The organism is Pseudoflavonifractor sp. 60 (assembly GCF_009911645.1).
Lineage (GTDB): Bacteria > Bacillota > Clostridia > Oscillospirales > Oscillospiraceae > Lawsonibacter.
Map to the genome: position 1 here is coordinate 1 of NZ_QWKI01000025.1, position 24,285 is coordinate 24,285.

17 protein-coding genes and 2 riboswitches are annotated in these 24,285 nt (G+C 58.8%); of the genes, 9 read left to right on the top strand and 8 right to left on the bottom strand.

Translation table 11 applies throughout. From position 1 onward, the window contains the following. From D1646_RS02675 to D1646_RS02700, 6 genes are all read left to right on the top strand, one after another. A partial coding sequence (locus tag D1646_RS02675; protein WP_207709435.1) for an S-layer homology domain-containing protein occupies positions 1–690 on the top strand: 690 nt, incomplete at its 5' end. Positions 691–702: 12 nt separating this feature from the next. Beyond that, the gene (locus tag D1646_RS02680) at positions 703–2,427 is read left to right on the top strand and encodes an InlB B-repeat-containing protein (protein WP_160634959.1); all 1,725 of its coding nucleotides are present in this window, start codon (positions 703–705) and stop codon (positions 2,425–2,427) included. A 174-nt stretch (positions 2,428–2,601) separates the two neighbouring features. After that, positions 2,602–3,570 (top strand): LacI family DNA-binding transcriptional regulator, encoded by a 969-nt coding sequence (locus D1646_RS02685; protein ID WP_160634960.1) that lies wholly within the window; start codon positions 2,602–2,604, stop codon positions 3,568–3,570. 112 nt (positions 3,571–3,682) lie between these two features. Further along, positions 3,683–5,554: a PTS transporter subunit IIBCA gene (locus D1646_RS02690; RefSeq protein ID WP_160634961.1), complete on the top strand. Its 1,872-nt coding sequence runs from the start codon at positions 3,683–3,685 to the stop codon at positions 5,552–5,554. Positions 5,555–5,606: 52 nt separating this feature from the next. Then, positions 5,607–7,457: an amylosucrase gene (locus tag D1646_RS02695; RefSeq protein ID WP_160634962.1), complete on the top strand. Its 1,851-nt coding sequence runs from the start codon at positions 5,607–5,609 to the stop codon at positions 7,455–7,457. Between the two features lie 6 nt (positions 7,458–7,463). Then, a complete protein-coding gene (locus tag D1646_RS02700; protein WP_160634963.1) occupies positions 7,464–8,297 on the top strand; it encodes an MBL fold metallo-hydrolase in 834 nt (277 codons plus the stop codon). 60 nt (positions 8,298–8,357) lie between these two features. Here the strand turns inward: D1646_RS02700 and D1646_RS02705 are convergent, their stop codons facing one another. From D1646_RS02705 to D1646_RS02725, 5 genes are all read right to left on the bottom strand, one after another. Beyond that, positions 8,358–9,605 carry a radical SAM protein gene (locus tag D1646_RS02705; RefSeq protein WP_160634964.1) on the bottom strand — a complete coding sequence of 416 codons (1,248 nt, stop codon included), beginning with the start codon at positions 9,603–9,605 and terminating at the stop codon, positions 8,358–8,360. A 7-nt stretch (positions 9,606–9,612) separates the two neighbouring features. Beyond that, positions 9,613–10,515: a radical SAM protein gene (locus D1646_RS02710; protein ID WP_160634965.1), complete on the bottom strand. Its 903-nt coding sequence runs from the start codon at positions 10,513–10,515 to the stop codon at positions 9,613–9,615. A gap of 134 nt (positions 10,516–10,649) precedes the next feature. Beyond that, entirely contained in the window at positions 10,650–11,993 is a 1,344-nt protein-coding gene (locus D1646_RS02715; RefSeq protein ID WP_160634966.1) for a YjiH family protein, read from the bottom strand. Positions 11,994–12,051: 58 nt separating this feature from the next. Continuing rightward, positions 12,052–13,131, bottom strand: coding sequence for an iron-containing alcohol dehydrogenase family protein (locus tag D1646_RS02720; protein WP_243153996.1), 1,080 nt, complete (start codon positions 13,129–13,131; stop codon positions 12,052–12,054). Next, complete coding sequence (locus D1646_RS02725) at positions 13,128–14,306, bottom strand: pyridoxal phosphate-dependent aminotransferase (protein WP_160634967.1); 1,179 nt, start codon at positions 14,304–14,306, stop codon at positions 13,128–13,130. Before D1646_RS02725 ends, D1646_RS02720 begins: the two co-directional genes overlap by 4 nt. A gap of 203 nt (positions 14,307–14,509) precedes the next feature. Here D1646_RS02725 and D1646_RS02730 point away from each other — a divergent pair, with 203 nt between their 5' ends. The 3 genes from D1646_RS02730 to D1646_RS02740 all read left to right on the top strand — a co-directional run bounded on the left by D1646_RS02730 (position 14,510) and on the right by D1646_RS02740 (position 20,429). After that, positions 14,510–15,352 carry a tyrosine-type recombinase/integrase gene (locus tag D1646_RS02730; RefSeq protein ID WP_160634968.1) on the top strand — a complete coding sequence of 281 codons (843 nt, stop codon included), beginning with the start codon at positions 14,510–14,512 and terminating at the stop codon, positions 15,350–15,352. A gap of 356 nt (positions 15,353–15,708) precedes the next feature. Further along, positions 15,709–16,179 (top strand): AP2 domain-containing protein, encoded by a 471-nt coding sequence (locus D1646_RS02735; RefSeq protein WP_160634969.1) that lies wholly within the window; start codon positions 15,709–15,711, stop codon positions 16,177–16,179. Between the two features lie 82 nt (positions 16,180–16,261). Next, positions 16,262–16,362: riboswitch (cyclic di-GMP riboswitch) on the top strand. A 66-nt stretch (positions 16,363–16,428) separates the two neighbouring features. Continuing rightward, positions 16,429–16,515, top strand: a riboswitch (cyclic di-GMP riboswitch). Positions 16,516–16,556: 41 nt separating this feature from the next. Continuing rightward, on the top strand, positions 16,557–20,429 hold the full coding sequence (locus D1646_RS02740) for a leucine-rich repeat protein (protein ID WP_160634970.1): 3,873 nt from the start codon (positions 16,557–16,559) through the stop codon (positions 20,427–20,429). 119 nt (positions 20,430–20,548) lie between these two features. Here D1646_RS02740 and D1646_RS02745 read toward each other — a convergent pair whose 3' ends face one another. The 3 genes from D1646_RS02745 to tatA all read right to left on the bottom strand — a co-directional run bounded on the left by D1646_RS02745 (position 20,549) and on the right by tatA (position 24,248). Further along, entirely contained in the window at positions 20,549–23,182 is a 2,634-nt protein-coding gene (locus D1646_RS02745; protein ID WP_160634971.1) for a cadherin-like beta sandwich domain-containing protein, read from the bottom strand. A 65-nt stretch (positions 23,183–23,247) separates the two neighbouring features. Beyond that, positions 23,248–24,066 carry a twin-arginine translocase subunit TatC gene (gene tatC, locus D1646_RS02750; protein WP_160634972.1) on the bottom strand — a complete coding sequence of 273 codons (819 nt, stop codon included), beginning with the start codon at positions 24,064–24,066 and terminating at the stop codon, positions 23,248–23,250. Further along, positions 24,063–24,248: a twin-arginine translocase TatA/TatE family subunit gene (tatA, locus tag D1646_RS02755; protein ID WP_160634973.1), complete on the bottom strand. Its 186-nt coding sequence runs from the start codon at positions 24,246–24,248 to the stop codon at positions 24,063–24,065. The genes tatC and tatA overlap by 4 nt, the downstream gene beginning before the upstream one ends. Positions 24,249–24,285: the final 37 nt, after the last annotated feature.

Here is a 24,285-nt window from a genome sequence, read left to right on the forward strand (position 1 = left end):
ACGGTCTTTGACAACAAATGTCAAAAGGTGTACTTTTTGACATTTGTGGGAGGTGAAAAAAGTTTATACAAAAGGATTGATAAGGCGGTATGTGTTGTAAAATGGAAAGGAGCGGATGTAATGAAGAAATATCTTTGCAGTCTACTGACTGGACTTTTGGTAGGAAGTATGCTTATTTGTCCGGTTTCTGCGGGGTCTGTGTTCCCTGATGTGGATGATGATGCACCGTATGCTGAGGCGGTGCAGTATCTGAACGAAGCCGGAATTATGAAAGGAAGCAGTTCCGGGAACTTCAATCCGAACAACACGGTCACGCGTGCGGAAATGGCTACCATTCTTTGCAATATGCTTGGCGAAACCGAGAATTTAACTGTCTCGGATACATTTTCTGATGTTCCCACAACCCATTGGGCTAATAAATATGTTACGAAAGCGTCTGAGCTTGGCTTTGTAAGCGGCTATGGGAGCGGAAAATTTGGGCCAAATGATCCAGTAACATATGAACAAGCAGTGACGATGGTAGTACAGGCCATGGGGCTGGGCGAAATTGCACTTGAGTATGGGGGTTATCCTAATGGACATATTGAAGTTGCAGATGAATACGGCTTTATCTGGGGGCTATCCTCACAGGTTGGCGACAATATGCCCAGAAGTCAAATTGCTGTCTTAGTATACAGAACACAGGTGTAGGAGGTACATAAAATGAAAAAATTGTTGAGTTTTTTCCTTGCAGTATGCACAATTCTGGCACTGTTTCCTGGCATATCTATTACCGCATCTGCCGCAGAACCCATTACAGACAAAATCATTCAGGAGAGGATTGACGAATTGGACCGCTTGTTGAGCGGAAAATATTTTACTGTAAATGGCCAAGGCTGTCGTCAATGGGCTTCTAATCATGGCTGTTCTAATTGCAATGTAAACAATATAATTAAATCACAATGGTTTAAAAATATGTTTGGAAGCATACAGAAATCTCAACTTTTCCTGAACGGCGGACAATCCTGTATGGGCTTTGTAGAGTTTGCTGGATGGTATATTTTTAGAGCCAACAATAGCGATACCGTACTGAGAGATAGCAATGTGAAATATACCAATGGATTTAATTATGAAACTATTTCAAAAAATGCTGCAATGGGAGATTATATACGGGTTAACGGACACTCTTTCATATTGATAAGTGTAGATAAATCTGGAGTTGAAGTGCTGGATTGCAACTCATATAGCACTTATAATTGTATTGTGAAACGGCACAGAATAGAATTTAGCAACAAAAGCTATGCTAATAAAACCATTTATATATCAAAATTATATTCAAAAATGACAGGAAAGCCCGTCAGAGGTACAGCTCAGCCAACTTGTGTAATTACTTTCGACCCCAATGGCGGCATGGTTTCCCCAACATCTAAAACCGTTGCCGCAGGCAGTGCAGTTGGCAGTATGCCTACGCCAACCCGTGAAGGCTACACATTCCTTGGTTGGTGTACTAGCAAAAACACCACTGGGCTTCTTCTTATAACTGGGGAGGAGATGTTTATTGAGAAGGATACCACGCTATATGCAGCATGGAAAGAAATTCCAAAAACATACACAGTAACTTTAGACGACGGTTCTGTTTGCAGCATGATTACTGTCACCAATGGCGACACATATAACAACTTAACCACGCCAACCCGAGATGGATACACATTCGAGGGCTGGTATACAAAAGCATCCGGCGGCTCCAAAATCACATCGTCAACAAAAGTCAATTTGACCAGTGACCAAACTCTATATGCCCACTGGACCCAGAATGCTGTCCACAAGCACGAAAAAATCAATCCTGCGGTCAGTCCAGAGCATCCACACTATACATTCTATACCTGTTCCTGTGGCGAGGTCTTTACAGATAATGTGGAAAATTATGTAGATTCCTGCACTGTGTGTGTACTGCATAAATTTGGAGAAACAGTAATTGAGGCCGTACCTCCAGAACCCCCAAAAGGTCATTGGGGGCCTTGGAGCGATTGGTCCTCAACTTTCGTCTCCGCTTCCGACACCCGTCAAGTAGAAACCCAAACTGTTACAGAGCGGGTTAAAATCTCTGACGGTTATACGGAGTACCGTTACGGCGGATATGCTACATCTGACAACCGGCATGAGTGCTGGTGCGAAACATATCTTCGAAATAAATTTGGCAGTGCAAACCTCCGTTATTCTGACTGGAGTACCACACAGTACAGTGTCAACGGCTCCAGTTGGACCTGTGGAAACTGTGGCGGAAGCCATGTCCACGTAGATCACTACACTTCCGATGGAAGAGCATGGTGGCCGGAGTATACACTCCCCGGTGGAAAGAACTACTACTGGGAAGAGAGCAGAACAGTTGATGCCCAGTATGAAACCCGTGAAGTAACTCAATACCGTTATCGGGATTGGATAAGCTGACAAAATGGCGCTCTGCCGTCTGGCGGGGCGCCATTTCCACAAACTCCCCTTTTTCTTTGTCAATGTACACAAAACGGGGGATGGAAATTTGTGTAACATACGAATGGAAACGCGAGAAACACTGTGTTATATTCTGACTATCAAAGTGAGAATGCGTATTCAAGGATGCGAACTATGATTACCATGACCGAAATCGCAAGGCTTACCAATGTTTCCCAGCCCACGGTGTCCCGGGTCCTCAACGGCAGCCAGACCGTTTCCCCGGAGATACGGGAGCGAGTCCTGGCCTGCGCCAGGGAGCACGACTATCAGCTCAACGCCCTGGCCAAGGGGCTCCAGGGCAGCAAGACCCATCTGCTGGGTGTTCTGGTCACCGACATTTCCAACGGCTTTTTTGCCAGTCTGGCCAAGGAGATCGAGACAGCGGCCCGGAAGAACGGCTACAGCATCATCCTCTTCAACAGCGACTACAACCCTCGCAGCGAGCAGGAGTACCTGGACGTGGTCCGCCGCTACCGGGCCGACGGTGTTCTGGCCGTCCCCATCCGGGAGACCAGCCAGGAGTGGCAGGAGTACGTCAAAAAGCTGGACGTCCCCGTGGTGACGGTCACCAGGCAGGCCCAGGGTTTGGATTCCATCTATGTGGACCATGTCCAGGCTGGGGCCATGGTGGCGGAGTACCTGGTGGAGCGGAGCTTTCAGCGGTTCCTGTTCATCGGCAAGGAGTACGACGGAAAATATGTGGGCTTCCGCCGGGCTTTGGATGAGCGGGGCCTGGGGGACCGGACTGCCAATGTGATTTACCAGGAGGACGGCCAGTTTTACCGGGCGCTTCAGGGGTTGCTCCAGGCGGGCAGGGGCAGAGTGGGGATCTTCGCCGGCAACGACATTTACGCGCTGCGGGCCCTGGACGCACTGCGCACCATGGAGATCCCGGTGCCTGCCCAGGCCGGGGTCATCGGATTTGACAACACCGACCTGGGCCGCTACCTCAACCCCCGCCTGAGCAGCGTCTCCCAGCCCATTGCCCGGATGGCCCAAGCGGCGGTGGCCCGGCTGCTGGACTGCATTGACCGCCCCGGACCCCGGGAGGTGCTCAACAGCCCCTTCTCCGCCGAGCTGGTAATCCGCGAGAGCACGTAAAAAGGACGACAGCGGTTGTCCTTTTTTCGGGGCCGTCAAGAATACGTATTCTCAATCATTTTCGTTCATCCGCTCCCCGGAGCTGAAATTAGAAGAGAAAGGAAGCAGAACTATGGATTACAGAAAAGTTGCCCAGGAAATCTATGACAAGGTGGGTCAAAAGGAGAACCTGATCTCTGCCGCCCACTGCGCGACCCGCCTGCGCCTGGTGCTGGCCGACAACGCCAAGTGCGACGCCAAGGCGGTGGAGGAGATCAACGGCGTAAAGGGTGTGTTCAGCGCCTCCGGCCAGCTCCAAATCATTCTGGGCACCGGCACGGTGAATAAGGTCTACGACGAGTTCATTGCCATCTCCGGTCTCACCGCCGCCACCAAGGAGGAGGTCAAAGCCGCCGCCGCTGCCCAGCAGAACATCTTCAAGCGGGCCATCAAGTGCCTGGGCGACATTTTTGTCCCCATCATCCCCGCCATTGTGGCCAGCGGCTTCCTCATGGGCATCATGGAGGCGCTGAACTTCATGGTGGCCAACGACTTCCTGAATATTGACACCTCTGGCTCCATCTACGTCTTCGCCAATCTGTTTGCCAACACAGCATACGTATTCTTACCCATTTTGATTGCCTACTCCGCCGCCAAGGCCTTCGGCGGAAATCCCTACCTGGGGGCGGTCATTGGAATGCTGATGATCCACCCCGACCTGCAAAACGCCTGGACGGTGGCAACCCAGGGCGTCCTCAGGACCCAGAGCGTGTGGTTCGGCCTGTATGAGGTGGACCTGGTGGGCTATCAGGGCCACGTGATCCCCGTCATCATCGCCGTTTGGGTGATGTGCTTCATCGAAAAGCGGCTGCACAAAATCGTCCCCGCCATGTTCGACCTGTTCGTCACACCCCTGGTCAGCGTCTTTGTCACTGGCTACCTGACCTACTCCATCATCGGCCCCATCTTCGTCACCATTGAGAACGGCGTCATCGGCGGCATCCAGACCCTGCTCACCCTGCCCCTGGGCCTGGGATCCCTGATTATGGGCGGGCTGTACTCCACCACTGTGGTGGCCGGTATCCACCATATGTACACTGTCATCGACATGGGCCAGCTGTCCATGTACGGCGTGACCTACTGGCTGCCCCTGGCCTCCGCCGCCAACATGGCCCAGGGGGCGGCAACTCTGGCAGTGGCCCTGAAGGCCAAGAATCAGAAGGTCAAGTCGGTGGCCCTCCCCTCCGCCTTCTCCTGCTTCATGGGCATCACCGAGCCCGCCATCTTCGGCGTCAACCTGCGCCACTTCAAACCCTTCATCTGCGGCGCCATCGGCGGTGCGGCGGGAGCCATGTACGCCTCCCTGGTGGGCCTAGGCGCCAGCGGCACCGGCGTCACCGGCCTGTTTGGGTTGCTTCTGTGCCTCAATGACCCCATCAACTACATCATTATGGCTGCCATCTCCATCGGCGTGGCCTTCGCCCTCACCTGGCTTTTCGGCTATCAGGAGGCCGCCCAGACACAGACCGCCCAGCCCAAGGCCCCCGCCATCCAGTGCCAGCCCGGCGCGGTGTACGCCCCGGTGACCGGTACCGTCATCCCCTCCGAGGAGATCCCCGACGAGACCTTCGCCGCCGGCGTTCTGGGCCAGGGTGTGGGCATCCAGCCTGCGGACGGCCTGGTGACGGCCCCCTTCGACGGGGAGATCTCCTCCGTCACCGACACCCAGCACGCGGTAGGCGTCTCCTCCCCCGACGGCATGGAGCTGCTCATCCACGTGGGAGTGGACACGGTGGCCATGAAGGGCGACGGCTTCCAGTGTCTGGTCCAGGAGGGCCAGCAGGTGAAGGCGGGCGACCCCCTGATTCGCTTTGACCGGGACAAAATCGCCGCCGCCGGCCACCCCGACGTGGTGGTGGTGCTGGTGACCAACTCCGACGACTACCAGGCGCTGACCATTCAGACCGGCAGCTGCAAGGCGCTGGACAAAGTGATTCAAGTCTGATAAAATAGAGGCTGGAACCACGGCAGCACTGATAAGTTGGAGGTAATCTGAGATGAAAATCCGCAGAAATTCCTATGACCACCGGCTGGCCCGGCACTATAACGAGCTGAAATGGCTCTATATGGAGCTGTACCACGACGAGAATGCCTTTGACTACTTTGTCCAAATGCTGGCCCGCTGCTGGGACCAGCGAAAGAAACCCCTCCGGGACCAGGACCAGCGCCGGGAGGCCGACCCCGACTGGTACCGCCGCCGGGACCTGTTGGGCATGATGCTCTATGTGGACGCATTTGCCGGGACCCTGGAGGGCGTCAAGAAAAATCTGAAGTACATCAAGGAGTGCGGGGTCAACTACCTCCACCTGATGCCCCTGCTGGACAGTCCCAAGGGCCGCAGCGACGGGGGCTACGCCGTCAGCGATTTCCGCAGAGTCCAGCCCCAGCTGGGCGCCATGGAGGACCTGGAGTCCCTGGCCAACGCCTGCCGCCGGGCGGGGATTAGCCTGTGTTTGGACTTTGTGATGAACCACACCAGCGAGGACCACCAGTGGGCCCGCAAGGCCAGGGCGGGGGAACCGGGCTACCGGGAGCGGTACTTTTTCTACAGCAGCTGGGACATCCCCCGGGAGTTTGAGAAGACGGTGCCCCAGGTCTTCCCCACCACCGCGCCGGGCAGCTTTACCCAGCTGGAGGACGGCCAGATTGTAATGACCAGCTTCTACCCCTACCAGTGGGACCTGAACTACGCCAATCCCACCGTCTTCAACGATATGACCGAAAACCTGCTGTTCCTGGCCAACCGGGGCATTGACATCATCCGCCTGGACGCCATCCCATACATCTGGAAGGAGCTGGGCACCGACTGCCGCAACCTGCCCCAGGTCCATACCCTGGCCCGGATGCTGCGCATGGTGTGCGAGATCGTCTGTCCCAGCGTACTGCTGCTGGGCGAGGTGGTGATGGAGCCCGCCAAGGTGGCCCCCTACTTCGGGACCCCAGAGAAGCCTGAGTGCCATATGCTCTACAACGTGACCACCATGTGTACCACCTGGCACACCCTGGCGTCGGGGGACGCCTCTCTGCTGAAAAAGCAGATGGAGGCGGTGTGCGCCCTGCCCAAGGACTTCCTCTTCCTCAACTACCTGCGCTGTCACGACGATATCGGCTGGGGGCTGGACTACCCCTGGCTCAGGGAGCACTTCGGCATTGACGAGGTGGCCCACAAGCGCTACCTCAACGACTGGTTCACCGGCAGGTGGCCGGGCAGCAGCAGCCGGGGGGAGCTGTACAACGACGACCCCCGCCTGGGGGACGCCCGTCTGTGCGGCACCACCGCCTCCCTGTGCGGGATCGAGGCGGCGGACTTTGAGGGGGACCCCTTCAAGCTGGAGCGGGCCCTGGCCTGTGACCTGACCCTCCACGCCTGGATGCTGTCCCAGAGCGGTATCCCGGTGATCTACAGCGGGGACGAGGTGGGCCAGCTCAACGACTACACCTACCACAGCGACCCGGACAAGCGGGAGGACAGCCGGTACATCCATCGGGGGAAATTCCTCTGGGGGCTGGCAGAGCAGCGCAGGGACCCCGACACCTACCAGGGCAAGCTGTTCCAGGGTCTGCGCCGGCTGGAGGAGCTGCGGGCCGGGGAGCCCTGCTTCGACGCCCGGGCGGACGTTCAGGTGCTGGACAGCGGCGACCGCCGGGTCCTGGCCATCTGCCGCCGGTTCGAGGACCGGGAGCTGGTGTGCCTGTTCAATTTCAGCGGTGAATTTGTCCAGGCTGGCGCGGACCGGGCGGGGGAATATACCGAGCTGATGTACGGCGCCAAATACAATGATATCCGCTCCATTCAGCTGTGGCCCAACGGCTTTGCATGGCTGCTGAGAGATTCGAAAAAGGAGTGAGCGCCCTTGAAAATACGCTATCTGGGTACCGCCGCCGCCGAGGGCTGGCCTGCCCTGTTCTGCTCCTGCCCCATCTGCACCCAGGCCCGGGAGCAGGGCGGGCGCAATCTGCGGACCCGCACCCAGGCCATTCTGGACGGGGAGCTGCTGCTGGATTTTCCCCCTGACACCTACTGCCACGCCCTTCAGCAGGGCCTGGAGCTGGCCAAGGTCCACACCCTGCTGGTGACCCACAACCACATGGACCATTGGTTCCCCACCGACCTGATCCACCGCCATGAGCACTTCGGCCACGGGGCGGAGGGGACCCTGGAGGTGTTTGGCAATCCGGCAGTGAAGGAGGCCTTCGACGCCCATATCCTCATCGACCGCTTCAAGCCCCACCCCATTGATGACGTGGTCAACTTCCACGTCATCCACGGCGGCGATCGCTTCCGCTCCCACGGCTGGGAGATCATCGCCGTCCCCGCCGACCACGACCAGCGGGAGGAGTGCCTGGTCTATATCTGCAAAAAGGGGGGCAAAACGGTGTTCTACGGCCACGATACCGGCGTCAACCTGAGCGATGAAGCCTGGGCCCTGGTGGCGGCGGAGCGGTACGACTTGATCAGTCTGGACGCCACCATGGGGAAAAAGACCATCCCCGGCTACCACATGGGCCTGCCCGACGACGAGGCCATGTTCCAGCGGCTGGCCCAGCTGGGCTGTGTCGGAGAGCACACCGTAAAGGTCATCAACCATTTCAGCCACAACGGCGGTATGACCCACGACCAGCTGGCCGCCTGGGGGGCGGAGCGGGGCATTCTGGCCGCCTACGACGGGATGGAAATTGAATTTTAACAGACACCAAAAGGCCGCCGGCTTCTTCGGAAACCGGCGGCCTTTGTTTTTTGTGGGGCGTCAGAGGACCATCTTCTCGGGGAAGGCCTCCCTCCGCAGCAGCCCCCACATCTTGTCGATGTAGGCCAGGGTATAGAAATTCTCGTAGTAGTGGTAGTAAAAGGCCCCCTTCAGGGTCATCTCATAGACCCCGCTCCGCTCTGTTACCAGGCCCAGCCCCTTGGCCAGGGCCAGCTCCAGGCCGTACATCTTTTTCAGAGAAACGCCGAAGAACTCCTCAAAGGCGGCGGCGTCAACCCGAGTGCTGTAGGCGGTCCAGAACAGGTAGTAGACCATCCGCTGGCGGGGGGTAAAGCGGAGGGTCAGAGCGGTGGGGAGGGTCCCCCGGTCCATCCGCCCACAGTACTCCTCCACCGAGAAGGTGTTGATCTTGAACTGGTCCCCCAGCAGGGTCGCGGCGGAGCAGCCGAAGCCCAGGAAGTTGTCCCGGGTCATGGAGGAGTACCCGGCCCCCGCCTGACTGGCAAAGGTCCAGATGGAGGTCCGGACATAGCCCTGTTCCAGACACCAGCGGGTGATTCGGTCCAGCAGGGTCCGCTTCTCCCCCCTGCCCATGGGGGAAATGCCGCCGGCGGTGAAGGAGAAGTCGATGAAGGGGTAGATGGCCACATGGTTGGCGCCGGTGAGAAAGGCGGTCTCCAGGTCGACGCGCAGGTCCTGGAAGGTCTGGCCGGGCAGGGCAAAGATGAAGTCCATGGAGACGGTCTCGAAGGGGACCCGGGCCAGAGCCTCCGCCATTGCCCTCCGGTCCGCCCCTCTCCGGCCCAGCATCGTTTGATACTTCTCCTGAAAGGACTGGACCCCGATGCTGACCTTGGTGACCCCCGCCTCCCGCAGGGTCCGGAGCACCGGGACGGTCACATCGTCCGGGCTCAGCTCCACCCCAATCCCTTGGGTTATGATGAAGTGGTCCTCCAGGGCGGCAATGACCTCCCCCAGCCGCTCCGCCGCCAGCGCAGGGGTCCCGCCGCCGAAGTACAGGCTGGTGACCCGCTTCCGCTCCGGCCCGCCCACCTGGTGGATCTCCCGGATAAGGGCGTCCAGATAGCGGTCACACCGCTCCCGGTCATAGACCTCTTTGCAGTAGGGGCAGAAGCCGCACAGCGTCCTGCAAAAGGGGATGTGGACATAGAGCCCCAGGTCCCGGCAGTCCCCGTAGGGCAGCGCCTCGTCGTACTCCCTCTGAAAGAGGAAGGGTTTGACCGACCGGGTCAGCCACATTCTGGTGCAGTTGGTGATAATACTCATAGCCCTCCTAAATATACCTCAAATAGGTTTTCAGCATCTCCAGGACGATTTTGGGGTTCCCCCGAAACAGCAGGGTGTACTCCGCGACGAAAAAGTAGCCGCACCGCTCGCACAGGCCGGAGACCTCAATGCACCGCCCGCAAGTGCTCAGCTTCCCGTTCTCCATTACCACGCACTGGCGGCAGGGGGTCGGGAAGCGGTTGTGGATCAGGTAGGGGAAGGCGCTTTTCAGGTTGAACACTGGCGCCCCCTCCTCCATCATCCGGGCGATGACCTGGCAGCAGGCCGCCTTCTCCTCCGGGGACAGGGCCAGGTCCTCCGTGTCCGGGTAGGGGGTGTGGAAGTTGAAGGACACCGCCCGCACGTGCTCCGTGTCCCGGGCGGCGGTACACACCTCCCGGATGGCCCCCTGGTTGATCTGATTGATGGCCATGTAGAAGCAGATGTTGTCCGCCGTGGCCCGCCGGATGTTCTCAAAAATCAGGTCGTAGGTGTCCCCGCGAATGGCGTTGTGCCGCTCCCGGTCCCCGTCCAGGCTCAGCAGGATCAGGTCGGCCTCGGGCAGGTCCAGGGGGAAGGTGCCGTTGGTGACCACATTGACAATGAGAAAGCCCATTTCTTTGGCCTCCACCACCAGGTCCCGCAGCGTCCTGCCCCCGTCCCGCCACAGGAAGGTCTCGCCGCCGCAGAAGAAGAGGATGCGGACTCCCATGCGGTAGAGCTGGCCCATCTCCTCCAAAATCTGAGGGTAGGGGCTGATGACTGCGGTAATGTTGTTGACGGAGCAGTGCTTGCAGTGCAGGTTGCACTGGTCCGTCAGGATGATGGTGCCCAGAATGGGGTCCTGTCTGCGGAAGAGAATGGTCCGGACGCCGAAGCGGGCGAAGTGGAGAAACGAGGAGATCTTCATGGAAATTCCCCTTTCCTTGGGGTTGGATAGCCCTATTATAGCACAATTCCCGCCCGCCGGACCGGCCACTTATCCTCCAAAAACGACCACTTATCCAAAAAAACTCCCCAGACCAAGGTCCGGGGAGGAAAGGGTCACAGCGCCGCATTGGCGAAGAGGACGATCAGGGGGATGGCAATCAGGGTCCGCTCCATGAAGATGAGGAACAGCTTCCAGAGATTCAGGGGGATTTCGCTCTTAATGACGATGGCCCCCACCTCGGTCATGTAGATGATCTGCACCAGGGACAAAACCCCGATGATAAACTTGGTCTTCACCGACTCCACGCCGGTAATCAGCAGGGCGGGGACAAACATATCGGTAAAGCCAATCAGGGTCGCGGGGGCCACGGCAAAGGCCTCCTCCACGCCGAAGAGCTGGAGGTACAGCCCCATGGGGTAGGAGATAATGCGGAACAGGGGGGTGTAGGTGGCAATCATCAGCACAATGGTGCCCCAGGAGATGACAATGGGGATCAGGTCGAAGTACATCCCCATCAGCACCTCCATGCCGCCGGAGACCACGTTCTTCAGCTGGAAGGACTCCGCCCGCTTACAGCTGCTCTCCAGGGCGTAGGCCATAAGGCTGGTCTGCTGGGGCACGTCCTCGTTGATCTGCTTGCCCGCCTGCTCCTGATAGGTGTCGGGGAGGGTCCGGATGGGGGGAATGCGGGCCAGGATGACGGCCAGCACCACGCCCACCAGGCAGATGCACAGGTAGAAGGGGGGAAACAGGTTGGAGATGCCCACCGTATTGGCGATGAGCAGGCAGAAGGGGATGGACACAATGGAGAAGTTGGTCATAATGTATCCGGCCTCCCGCTTGGTGTAGAAGCCCTTCATGTACTGCTCCCGGGTCAGGATGACGGCGGCGTTGGAGGCCCCGAACCAGGAGGCGATCAGGTCGATGGAGGCCCGCCCGGGAACCCGGAACAGGGGGCGCACCACCGGCTTGAGGAGGACGCCCAAAAACTCCATAATGCCGCAGTCGGTGAGGAAGGGCAGGAAGAAGCTGAAGCCCAGCACGATACAGAACAGGGTCGCGCACAGGTCGGCCATGGTTGCGCCGGTGTCCACCGAGGTGACCTGTTCAGGGCCCACCTGGAAGACCACCATCACAATGAACACCGCGCCCAGCACCTTGGAGAGCAGATACAGCGGCGTGGAGCAGAAGGCCTTGCTGAGGTAGTGGTTTTTGCGGATCCAGTCGGGCTTGCAGAAGTAGTCGTACACTGTCAAAATGGCGGAGCCCACAATGATGACCACCAGGATATAGTTCAGGCTGGCCCCAAACAGGTCCTTCAAAAAGGACTTGACAAAATCCAGCAGCGTGGTAAAGGAGTCCCCCTGGGGGATGGGCACCAGGAACATGAGGATGCCCAGGGCGGAACCCAGAATAAATTTCAGCAGATTTTTACTGTTGACATAGCTTGTTTTCATAAAGATCCCTCTCAACACAACACATTTTTGTCTCTGCCCGCCGGGGCGGAGGGGAGGCTCAGGTCAGCTGCTCCACCGCCTCCATGGCCTGGAAGAGCATATCCTCGGTGACGGGGTAGGGGATGTGCTCCATGTCCGGCCCGGCCACGGTCTCCCGGAGGACGGCCTCCAGGTGTCCCCGCTCCAGGGGGACCCCCATCTCTCCCAGCGTGGTGGGGATATCCAGGGTCTGGAGGAAGGTCTTCAGCGCCCGGGCCTGGGCCCAGTCCCCGTCCACCGCCAGCTGGACCAGCACGCCGTAGGCCACCACATTCCCGTGGAGATACCGCTCCTCAAAGCCGGGCAGCAGCACCAGGCCGTAGTACACCGAGTGGGCAATGGCACAGTTGTACTCGTCCAGCACCAGCAGGGACACCAGCCCTGTGCTCACCGCAATGGCCAGCACCGCCTGCTCCAGGGCGTGGGTCGACCGGTGCGCCCGGCAGTCGGCCAGGGCCTGGGCGCCGTGCTCCACCAGGGGGGCGTAGCACATATTGCTGATCTCCCGCCCCAGGGCGGAGCTGTGGGCCAGCCTGTCCCCCCGAGCGGCGAAGTGGCACTCGAAGAACTTGCCCAGGGTGTCCCCCATCCCCGCCTGGAGGTACTGCCAGGGGGCCCGGGCCAGAATGTCCAGGTCCAGGAAGCAGTGCCGGGCGGGCCGGGGGTAGAAGGCGAAGCGGGAAAAGCTGCCGTCCTCCCGGTAGACCACCGACAGGGCGGTGGTGGAGGCGCAGGTGGACGCAATGGTGGGGAAGGTGAACACCGGCAGCCCCGCCGCGAAGGCCGCCCCCTTGGCGGTGTCCAGCGCCTTGCCGCCGCCCATGCCGAAAATCATGTCTACGCCCAGCGCCCGGGCCCGGGCGGCCCAGCGGTCTATGGCCTCCTGGGTGCAGTCGCCGCCGAAGAGGACCGCCTCCACCAGTTCCAGTCCGCTGCCCGCCAGGGCGGCCTCCAGAGCGGGCCGTCCGGCCTCCATGGCCCGCCGCCCGCCGATGAGCAGCGCCCTGGCGCCAAAGGGGCGGCAGATGGCCGGGACCTGGCTGTATACGCCGCTGCCCACCGAGTAGTTGCAGAAAAATACCGACTTCATCTCCATCATTTCAGCAGCTCCGCCAGCTTAGACAGGCGGGAGAGCGCCTCGTCCATGGTGGACTCCTCCCGGGCGAAGTGGAGGCGGATCAAGTGGTTGACCTCCTCCTTGAAGAAGCTGGACCCGGGCACGGCGGCCACGCCGATGTTGACAATCATCCACTCGCAGAACTCCAGGTCGGTCCAGCCCTGGAACTGGGGCAGGTCCAGAAAGTCCTGAATGTCAATGAGGACGAAGTAGGTCCCCTGGGGGACGTTGTGCTTCAGGCCGATGCGGTCCAGGCCGTTCAGAAAGTGCCGGCGCTTTTGGGTGTAGGTGTCCAGCAACTGGTCATAGTAGCTCTGGGGGAACTCCAGCCCGGTGACGGCGGCCTCCTGGAGGGGTGCGGCGGCCCCCACGGTGAGGAAGTCGTGGACCTTCTTGGCCCCCTCTACAATCTCTTCCGGGCCGATGAGCCAGCCCAGCCGCCAGCCGGTGATGGAGTAGGTTTTGGAAAGGGAGTTGCAGGTGATGGTGTGGTCGAACATACCGGGCAGGGCGGCCATGCAGGTGTGGACATTGGGGGGGTAGACCATGTGCTCGTAGACCTCGTCGGTGACCACAAAGGCATCGTACTTCAGGGCCAGCCGGCCGATCTCCACCAACTCCTCCCGGGAGAAGACCTTGCCGCAGGGGTTGGAGGGGTTGCACAGGATGATGGCCTTGGCCCCCTGGCGGAAGCCCTCCTCCACCAGAGACAGGTCAAAGCTGTACTCCGGGGGGACCAGGGGGATGTAAATGGGGTCGGCGCCGGAGAGGATGGCGTCAGCGCCGTAGTTCTCGTAAAAGGGGGAGAACACCAGCACCTTGTCCCCGGGGTTGCAGATGGTCATCATGGCGCACATCATGGCCTCGGTGCCGCCGCAGGTGACCACAATCTCGGTCTCCGGGTCGATCTCCCGTCCGATGGCTCTCCCCTGCTTGCGGGCCAGGGCCTGTCGGAAGTTCTCCGCGCCGAAGGTGATGGAGTACTGATGGGGACCGGCGTAGGCGGCTTTGGCCAGGGCGTCCAGGATCTCCTGGGGGGGATCGAAGTCGGGGAAGCCCTGGGAGAGGTTGATGGCCCCGTGCTCGTCGCTGATGCGGGTCATGCGGCGGATCACGGAGTCGGTAAAGGACTGAACGCGGCTGCTTGGGTTTGGCATAGTGTAAGCCTCTTTTCCGTTTATTTGGTATCTTCTGCTATCATACAAAAATCCAGCCGGCAGGTCAAGGGAAAAATGAATGAATATACAATAATATCCCGGAATTTTTTGTATTTTTATACTCGACCGCTCTCTGCGAAAAAAATTGAAGTTCCGGAAAAAACAAGGTAAACTAATCCAAATCACGGAAAGGGGACCTTGTAATGGAGGGATATCTGGTGACCGGGGGCCAGCTGGAGCGGTTTGTGGACGGTCTGCGCCGGGAGGAGCGGTCCGAGGGGACGGTGGAGAAGTACCGCCGGGACCTGGCGGGGTTTGCGGCGTGGCTGGGGGACCAGCGGGTGTGCGCGGGGACGGCGGCGGAGTGGAAGGAGCACCTGCTGGCCTCCGGGCTGACGCCTGCGACGGTGAACTCCAAGCTGTCGGCGCTGAACGGATTTTTTCGGGCCCAGGGCTGGAGCTGCCGGGCGAAATTTGTCAAGGTACAGCGGCGGGTGTTCCGGGAGCAGTCCCGGGAGCTGCACCGGGAGGAGTACAGCCGCCTGCTCTCCGCCGCCCGGAGCAGGGGCCGGGAGCGGCTGGCGCTGCTGCTGGAGACCATCTGTGCCACCGGCATCCGGGTCTCGGAGGTGCGGTACATCACAGTGGAGGCGGCCCGGGCGGGGCGGACGGACGTGACGCTGAAGGGTAAGGTGCGCACGCTGCTGCTGCCGGCGAAGCTGTGCCGCAAGCTGCTGAAATACGCCAAGGCGCAAAAAACCGCCTCCGGTGAGATTTTCGTCACCAAAAGCGGAAGGGGCCTGTCCCGGGGGCAGATCTGGCAGGAGATGAAAAGCCTGTGCGCGCTGGCAGGGGTGGAGCCCTCCAAGGTGTTCCCCCACAATCTGCGGCACCTGTTCGCCACGGTGTACTACCGGGCCTGCCGGGATATTGTCAAGCTGGCGGATATCCTGGGGCATAGCTCCATCAATACCACCAGAATTTACCTCCAGACCACCGGCGCGGAGCACGCCCGGCAGCTGGAGCAACTGAGGCTGGTTACTTAGGATTGGCAAAATAGACAAAATGGACCTTTTGTCCACCGGGATCCGTTCCTCAATGGACAAAATGGACCTTTTGTCCATTTTAGTAGATATATTGCATCGAATTTTTGGTTAAATTGAACGCCAGCCAGCCCGGCTATATTATTAAATATTATATCATACCCGCCCCTTAAAAAAAGCCCATTCCGTAAAAATCAGCGGAATCACGAAAAAATGGCACGAAAGTCCAGGACCGCGAATTGTTTTTTTCGCGGCCCTCGATTTTCGTGCTGCTTTTTGGGCCTGTTTTTTGCCCTATGAAGCAAATTTCGCCCAGAAATGGACAAAAGGTCCATTTTGTCCATCGGAGGCGGATTCCGATGGAATATTCAAGAAAAAAGTTGGATTTGACCGGGCAGCGGTACGGCCACCTGAACGTACTGCGTCCGGCGGAAAACGTTGGCGCCCGGACGGCCTGGCTGTGCCGGTGCGACTGCGGACGGGAGGCGGTCGTTCAGACCCACCGTCTGCGCAGCGGACACACCACCAGCTGCGGCTGCCGCGGCGCCCGGGACAATCCCCGCTCCGCCCTGGGGCTGACCTACATAGACGGCACCTGTGTGGAGATGCTCCGGGCCAAAACGGTGCGCCGGAACAACACCAGCGGCGTCCCCGGGGTCGACTGGTGCCCCGGCAAAGGACGCTGGCGGGCCACCATCTGCTTCAAGGGGCGGCGGTACTATCTGGGCAGCTACACCAGCTTTGACCAGGCTGTTCAGGCGCGCAAGCAGGGCGAAGCGGCTCTGCACGACGCCTTTCTGCATGAATTTGCCCAGCAGACGCTGAGCTGAAAGGAGGGAGCTTTATGTTGCAGGCGATCCCCCCCTGGCGGGGCCCCGCCGTTCAACACGCCTGGGGCGGCGGGAGCAGGACAAGGCGCAAGGGCAAACCATTGGAAACAATGGGACGCAAAGCCAGAGGCTGACGGACCCGGGAATACATTGCTTGGGTTCTATGCTCGTTCGGTTGCGATTGGCAAACCGCTGGAAACGGCGGGACGGCAAAGCCAGAGGCTAAGGGGCCGCGCCCTATGCTCGTTCGGCTGCAATCGGCAAACCATCGGAAACGGTGGGGCTGCAAAGCCAGAGGCTAAAGCGCATCCGCGCCACGCTCGTTCGGCTACCGGATTTCTTTGCGTCCGGATTTTGCAAAGAAAGGAAGTAAAATAATGAAAACAATGAACAATTTTGGCAAACGTTCTCTTGCGATGTTCCTGGTCCTGGTCATGTGCCTGGGAATGATGAACCTGACCGTGTTTGCGGCGGAGGAGCATACCCACAACGAGGATGGCTGGACCTGCACCCAGGGAGCAAGTTCCCAAGGGGACCTCAGATGCACGCTGCACGTCCACGATGAGAACTGTTACTCCACGGAACAAGGAGAATTGACCTGCCAGCAGGAAGAGCACACTCACAGTGATGCGTGCTACGAGGCCGGCGAGGAAATTCTGACTTGTGGCCTGAAGGACTCCGAAGGCCATACCCACACCGACGACTGCTACGAGTGGGAGGCCAAGAGCGTTCTGAGCTGTGATCAGGAGGAGGTTACTGGTCATTCCCACGGCAGCAGCTGCTACACTGAGACCCAGGTCAAGGGCGATTTGAAGTGTGCTGATGAGTCGGAAGACCATGAGCACAACAACGATTGCTACGATTGGACGACCGAGAAAGAGTTGACTTGCCCCATCGAGGAGGGCCACTCCCACAATGATGACTGCTACACTGAGCAGCGTACTCAGGGTAGTCTGATGTGTGAGCTGGAAGCGTCCGAGGGCCACAAGCACAGCGACGACTGCAAGAGCGCAGAGCAGATTCTGGCGTGTGACAAGGATGAGCACACCCATGATGACGGCTGCTATGCGCCGGGCGAAACGGTGAAGACCTGCACTGAGCCGGACCACACCCACACCAGCGACTGCTACGAGAGCGTCGAGGGTGAATGGACCTGCACTCCGCCCGAGTCCACCGAGGAGCCCGAGCCCGCTGAGTGTACTTGTACCGAGAAGTGCGGCGAGGACGGCAGCGAGAACTGCGCGGTCTGCGCCGAGGACCCCTCTGCCTGCAAGGGCGAGGAAGTGGAAGAACCCCAGCCTCCTGCCGTCTGCATCTGCGACGTCAAGTGCGCTGGAGACTGCACCAATGGCTGTGAGGTCTGCCTCAATAATCCTGGCGATTGTGAGGGTACACCTGTTCAAACGGTAGAGCTTTCCTTCGATGATGAGACCAAAACTCTGACCATCAGCGGCAATGGAACGCTTGATTGGAGCGATAAGGCAATCAGCGAGCAACTCCCCCAGAACTGGAAAGAGACCAAAATCTTGGAAGTCGATGGTGTAGAACTTAGCAGCGTTGTGTTTGGGCAGTTCAATGCCTTGACTGAGGTCAGCCTGAACAACGTGACCATTCCTGCTGGCACCTATCCGTTCTACGGAGCTGGGGCCAGTGATGGCATGACTGTCACTGTAAATGGCGGCACATTGGGGCAGTATGCGTTCTGGTCCTGTAAGTCCCTGACCAGCATTACGCTGGATGGCGTCACAGTCACTGATAATGCGGCTATTCTCTATCAGGCTGGCAGTGAGGAGTTGTCCGTTACTGTTAAGAACAGCAGCATTGGTGCATATGCGTTCAAGAGTAGTGACAATCTGACTTCGGTCACTGTAGAAAACTGTGATATTGGCGAGCGCGCATTTCTCTACTGTGCCAATTTGAACAGCCTTACTTTGAATGGAGTTAGCGACATTGCCAAATACGCATTCCAGTATTGTGGTTTGACTGAGCTTGACCTGAGTGACCTGACCAATATTGGTGAGGGCGCATTCTCTTTCAACACCAGTCTTACCAGTATCAACCTGAGCGACATTACCTTTATTGACAAGCATGTGGCCTACGGTTGTACTGCGCTGAAAACTGTTGAAATCAGCGATTGTGGTACTGTCGGTTACCGTTCGTTCAGAAATTGTCCCGCTCTGGAAAAAGTCACCATCACCAATGTGGGAACTGTCGGTTGGCTTGCCTTTGAGTCCTGCCAGGTTCTGACCGATGTGACCCTGACCAATGTCAATTTGGTTGAAGGCGGCGCGTTTGAGGGCTGCGACAGCCTTGCAAAAGTCGAGATTGACAAAGGAACCCATCTGGGCTACCTGGATTCCGGTCGCAATCTGATCGATGTAATTCCTGGCATTGCAGAGCGCGTGGAAGCTATCCTCAAAAATCAGTTCAATTTGGACCCTGCCCCTGGTATTGCAGAGCTGACCCCTGATATGGGTTGGGCCGACGGCAAGGTGGCCAAGAGCGACAATTGGGAGGACTATGACAGCGGCACTCAACTGGTGGAGCAGGCCCGCTGGACCAACAGCGTTGCTACTGAGGCCGAGGTAAAGGTAGATGCCTACTACACTGCCGAAAAGCAGATGGACTATATCTTCGTGGTAGACCTGTCCAACTCTATGACCCTCCTGGGCAGTCCGTCGGACATGAATGCCCGCTTTTATGACATGCAGTCCAAACTGCTGGATGTAAGTGAGCAGCTGCTGAGCTCTCCTGGGTATGATTGCCGGGTTGCCTTTGTCACCTTTGGCGAGAAGACCAGCGAGACATACCAGTTCTCCCCTGACAAGGACTCGGTTCGAGGCACCATCTATAGTCTGAACCCCTACTACGAGAATACCAATTATGGCCTAGGCCTGGCCGGTGCTAAGGCGTTGGTGAAGACTCAGGACGTCGGCCGCAAGACCACTGTGGTATTCATTTCCGATGGTCAACCCCGCAGTACTTCCGGGACGGTTGTAGAGGACCTTAATGGCTCCGTGAATGCTGCGGCAATCAAGGAACTGGGCGTATCCATTTATGGAGTGCTCCAGTCCGTCCCCGCTGACGAGTACGCTGGTGCTACAGCCGCTCTGAAGAATGTATGCTCTGATGGGCTGTTCTTCGAGTCCAGCAATACTCAGAGCTTTAGTGACGCGGTAAACGATGCAATTACTGCTCCCTACACCAATTACACTGTGACCATCCCGGTAAATCCTGCCTTTGAGAACGTAACTGCTCTCAACGTCAGCACCAGCTCTGGCGAGGCCTCTTACGACTCCGGCAGCCATACCATTACCTGGACCATCACCGGTATGCCCTTTACCAAGCACACCCTGACCTACCGCATGAGCCTGACAAGGGAAAATGCAGAGCGTATTGGTGACCAGGTATACGATGTAAACAGTGGTAACGCCAGCTTTAGTTTGGGCGGCGCTTCTGTGGAGACCCCCGTACTGACCCGCAGTGTGACTGTGCCTGTGCAGCTGTATACGCTGACAATTAACTATGTATACGAGGATGGCAGTGTGGCAGCGGAGACTGATATCCGCACGCTGGCCGCTGGAACGGACTACTCCGTACCTTCCCCGGGGATTGAAGGCTTTGTGGCTGATATTCTCTCTGTGGACGGCACCATGCCTGCCGCAAACGTAGAGCTTACTGTGGTGTACACCCCCGCAGTAACTTACACTCTGACCATCAACTATGTATACGCAAACGGCGCCACGGCGGCTGAAACTGTTGTCCGTGTTATGACCGAGGGTATGGAGTATTCCGTGCTCTCCCCGGAGATTGGCGGCTATGCGGCTGATCTTCTCTCTGTGGACGGCGTAATGCCCAACAACAATGTGGAAGTCACCGTGACCTACACCACCACCGGCGGCACTACCGGCGGCGGCACTACCGGCGGCGGCACCACTGGCGGCGGCGACACCGGCACCGACAATCCTCCCGCGCCTCCCACTGAGGAAGTCACCGACCCCAATGTCCCCCTGGTGGAGACTCCGGAGGAGGAGATCCCCAACGAGGAAGTCCCCCTGGTGGAAACTCCCAACATTCCCACAGAGGAAACGTTGATTGAGGAGAAGGAGCTGGAGGAACTTCTTGACGAGAAGGTACCTCTGGTGGATGTGCCCCAGACCGGCGACAGCTCCGCTCTGTGGTACGCCATGACTCTGCTCTCCGCCTGCGGGCTGGCGGCGCTGAACCCGCTGAAGAAGCGGGGGAAGTAAGCCCAAAATCTCTCCTAAACCCAGCAAAACAGCCAGAGCCTTCGGGCTCTGGCTGTTCTTATTGTCTGGTGCGCTCCGGCAAGGCGGCTGCCCAGCTGGAGGCCGATATGGAATGGCGCTTATCCTCTCACGAAGGTGAGGGTGTAGGTCTGCTTGGTGGTTCCGTCGGGTCCGGTGACCTCAATGGTGACAGGGGCGCCGGTGCTGACGGTGACCGGGCAGCGGCTGGACACCTTTGTGCCGTTGACGGTCATGCCGGTGACCCGCTCCGACATGGCGGTGGGGGTGAAGGTGACTGTGCCCTGGAGGGCGCCCACCTTTACCTCGTAGTTGTACTCGAAGGGCACAAACTTGTTGGGCACCACATATTTCAGCCGGCCGTCGGGCAGCTTCTCGTCCACCTCGTCAAAGCCCATCTTGTACTTGAAGTCGTGGCCCACCAGGGTCGCGTCCTTAAAGGTGAGGTTGCTCAAATGGGCGTTGGTCTTGTAGTCGAAGTAGAGGTTGCTCTCCACGGTGGGGTTCTCCTCGCCCCGGGCGTCCACCTCCATGCGGTAGAAGGTCTGGCCGTCGTAGTCGCCGGTGTACTGGGCGCGGATCAGCTTGCCGCCCTCGGCAAAGCCGGTCCAGTTCAGGGTCTCGTAGGGGTCGCCGTCCATGGCCAGGATGGCGCCGTCTCCCCGGCGGTCGTCGGTGACGGCGGCGGGGCCGTAGTTGACCAGCTTTTGCAGGCACTGCTCCCAGACGGTCAGGTAGTCGCCGCCTACGCCGATGCGGTTGTGGCCGGTGTACAGCTCCCGGACCACGCCGCCGTTCTTGGTGTAGATATCCATCAGCTGCTGCTGGAGGGAGAGGAGCAGGTCCTGCTTGACCCCCCGGGCGGCAAACTGGTCGGCGACCCAGTAGCGGTTGACGCCGTAGATGTCAGAGGAGAACAGCAGGCCGGTCTCCCGGCTGTACAGCAGAATGGAGGCGTCCTCGTGGCCGGGCAGACGGACCACCTCAAACTTGCAGTTGCCCAGGTCGAAGACATAGCCCTCGTCGATCTCGTGGACGCGCTCGCCGGAGTAGGTGCCCTCCTTCTCGGAGTCAATGACAGGATTGCCGCTGGTGTACTTCCGGTTGTAGACCTGGATGCTCCACTTTCCGCCCTTCACGCCGACGCGGTCGCAGAAATAGACCTCGCCGCCGCCGTCATAGACGTAGGGCATCGCGCCGGAGTGGTCGCCGTGGTTATGTCCCAGCACAAAGACAAAGGGCTTGGTGGCAATCTCCTTGACCCGGTCATAGAGAGAGATGTTGGTGCTGGTGGGCATCAGGCCGTCGAAGAGAATACCCATCTTGGTACCCTCGATGTAGTAGGCGGCAGCCTGGAAGTTGTCAAAGAAGCGGTGGACCGTGGGGTACCTGGAATCGCCCTGATGGAGGATATCGTGGGCGAAGTCATGCCAGGCGGGACGGTCGATCAGCCACTTGAAGTTGGTCACAGGGCTGTCTTCCATGCCGGGCTTGGTGGCGTAGGCCTGGACCTCCACCAGGAAGTTGATGTTGTCATAGGGCAGATCCTTGTTGTTGTTCAGGCCGAAGCAGGGGTCGGTGGAATAGCCGGGGATATAGTCGAACCAATCGCTCCAGCCGGTGCCGATGTACACGCCCACGCCCCGGTCCTGCACGAACAGGCCGTTGAGCTCCTCATGGGAGTACTTGTCCACCTTGCAGCGCCAGTGGACCACGGCGTCCTGGGTTGAGGTGAACCACTCGGGGCGGACACGGACAAATTTCCGGTTGCTCACCGGCATGGCCCACACGGGAGACACCACCTGCCGGTCGATGTTGTCAATGATGATGCGGGCCTCGGTGTCGGTGATCCCGTCGGTGGGATTCAGAGTGGTGTTGGTGCGGCCCCGCATAAAGTTGCGGCCTACCAGGGTGTTCAGGGCGGCGCGGCAGTCCTGGGAGATGTTCTTCACGTCGTCAAAGCCGCCCAGATAGTCGGCGCTCAGGGGGGCCATCTGGAAGGCGTTCACCAGGATCACCGCAGCGTCCTCCCGGGTCATGGCGGACATGGGATAGAAGCAGTCCTCGGAGGAGGAGGCGGACAGCACGCCCATATCCAGGGCGGACTCGATGGGCTTCACATAGTCGGCGTTGCCGGTGACATCGTAGAAGTTGCGCACCCGCTCGGTCTTCAGGATGTTGCCCTCGTCGTCAATATCGGTGCCGTCATCCATCACCGCGTTGTAGTGGGGCCAGCCGAAATACTTGGCCAGGCGGATCATAAAGGCGCCCCGGGTCATAGGACTGTCGGCGTCGATGGAGTGGGCGCCGGCGGTCTGACCGGTCTTCATGGTGACCGTGAACTTCTTCTCCCCCAGGGTCCAGGAGATGGTCACCTGATAGCCGCCCACGCCGTCCCGCATGACCACGGTGCCGTCGGGGTCTACCGACACCAGATGCTTGTTGCTGGTGCGCCAGGTGCCCTCGGTCTGGATCTTGCCGTCCGACACGGCCACCAGCTTAATGGGCTGGACAAACTCCAGGGTGTAGGTCCGGCCCCGCATATTCTCCTTCAGTCCGTCGATATAGATGCCGTCCGCCGCGTTGGACAGATCCACCTTCTGGGGCTCGTCGCCGGCGGCCGCCGCAGTAATGATGCCTCCGGGCAGAATGGCGGCAATGCCCAGGCCCGCAGCGCTCATGGCCAGTCCTTTTACGAATGTGCGCCTAGTCATGCCTGTTTCCTGTTGACTCATAAGTATTCCTCCTCAATATTTCCTGGTCTGCCGGGCGGGAGGGCACGCCAGACCGGTTTGACTGCTTATTCCTGTGCCTCCCGCTCCGCCCGGGCCAGCTTCCGGCGGAACAGCAGCTTGCACAGCAGTATACTCAGATAGAACAGCACCATCAGGGGTACTGCCATCAGGATCTGAGATGTGATATCCGGCGGAGTCACAATGGCGGATACCGTTAAAATGACCAGTATCACGTATTTGAAATTCTTTTGCAGGACCTTGGGCTGCAAAATGCCCAGAGCCGTTAAAAGCACCAGCACAATGGGGGTCTCAAACACGATTCCAAAGGTGGCCATAGTGGACAGGACATAGCTGATATACTCCTGCACCGACACCATGGCCGTCACCGTGTCCGTTGTGTTCAGCCGGGCAAAGAAGCTGAGCAGGATGGGCAGCACAACGGCAAAGGCGAAGACCGCGCCCAGGAAAAACAGCAGCAGTCCTGCGGTCATCACCAGGAGCATGACCAGCCGCTCCCTGCGGTGCAGGCCCGGTCGGATAAACTTCCAGACCTGATAGCCGATCACTGGAATGGTGACCACTATCCCGCCCACCAGAGCGATGCGCACATAGGACAGCAGCAGCTCCGCCGGGGCGATGTACACAAACGTAAACTGCTGGCCCAGCTCCAGCAGCCGGTTTGTAAATCCCTCCGCCTGGCTCAGGCAGAGGGAGAAGCACACCAGAAAGCAGGCCAGGCAGACGATCAGACGCCTGCGCAGCTCGGCAAAGTGTCCCGTCAGAGACATTCTGCCATCCGCCGCCCTCTGCTTCCTGCCCTTCCGCCCCTCTGCCTTGGGCTGGCCGGTCCCCTCCTGGCCAGATCTTTCCCTATCGTCCGTCATTGTTCCTGATTTTTGCTGCTCTGCTTGGCCTCGCCGTTTTCGGCGGCGGCACTGCTCTTTTTAAAATTGCCGATGGTCTGTCCAATGGCCTTCCCCAGCTTGGGCAGCTTGGAGGGGCCAAAAATCAACAGCGCAATGCCTAAGATCAATAAAAGCTCTGTGGTTCCGATGCGTCCCAACATAATTGAACTGCGCTCCTTTCTGAAATTTGTGAAGCCG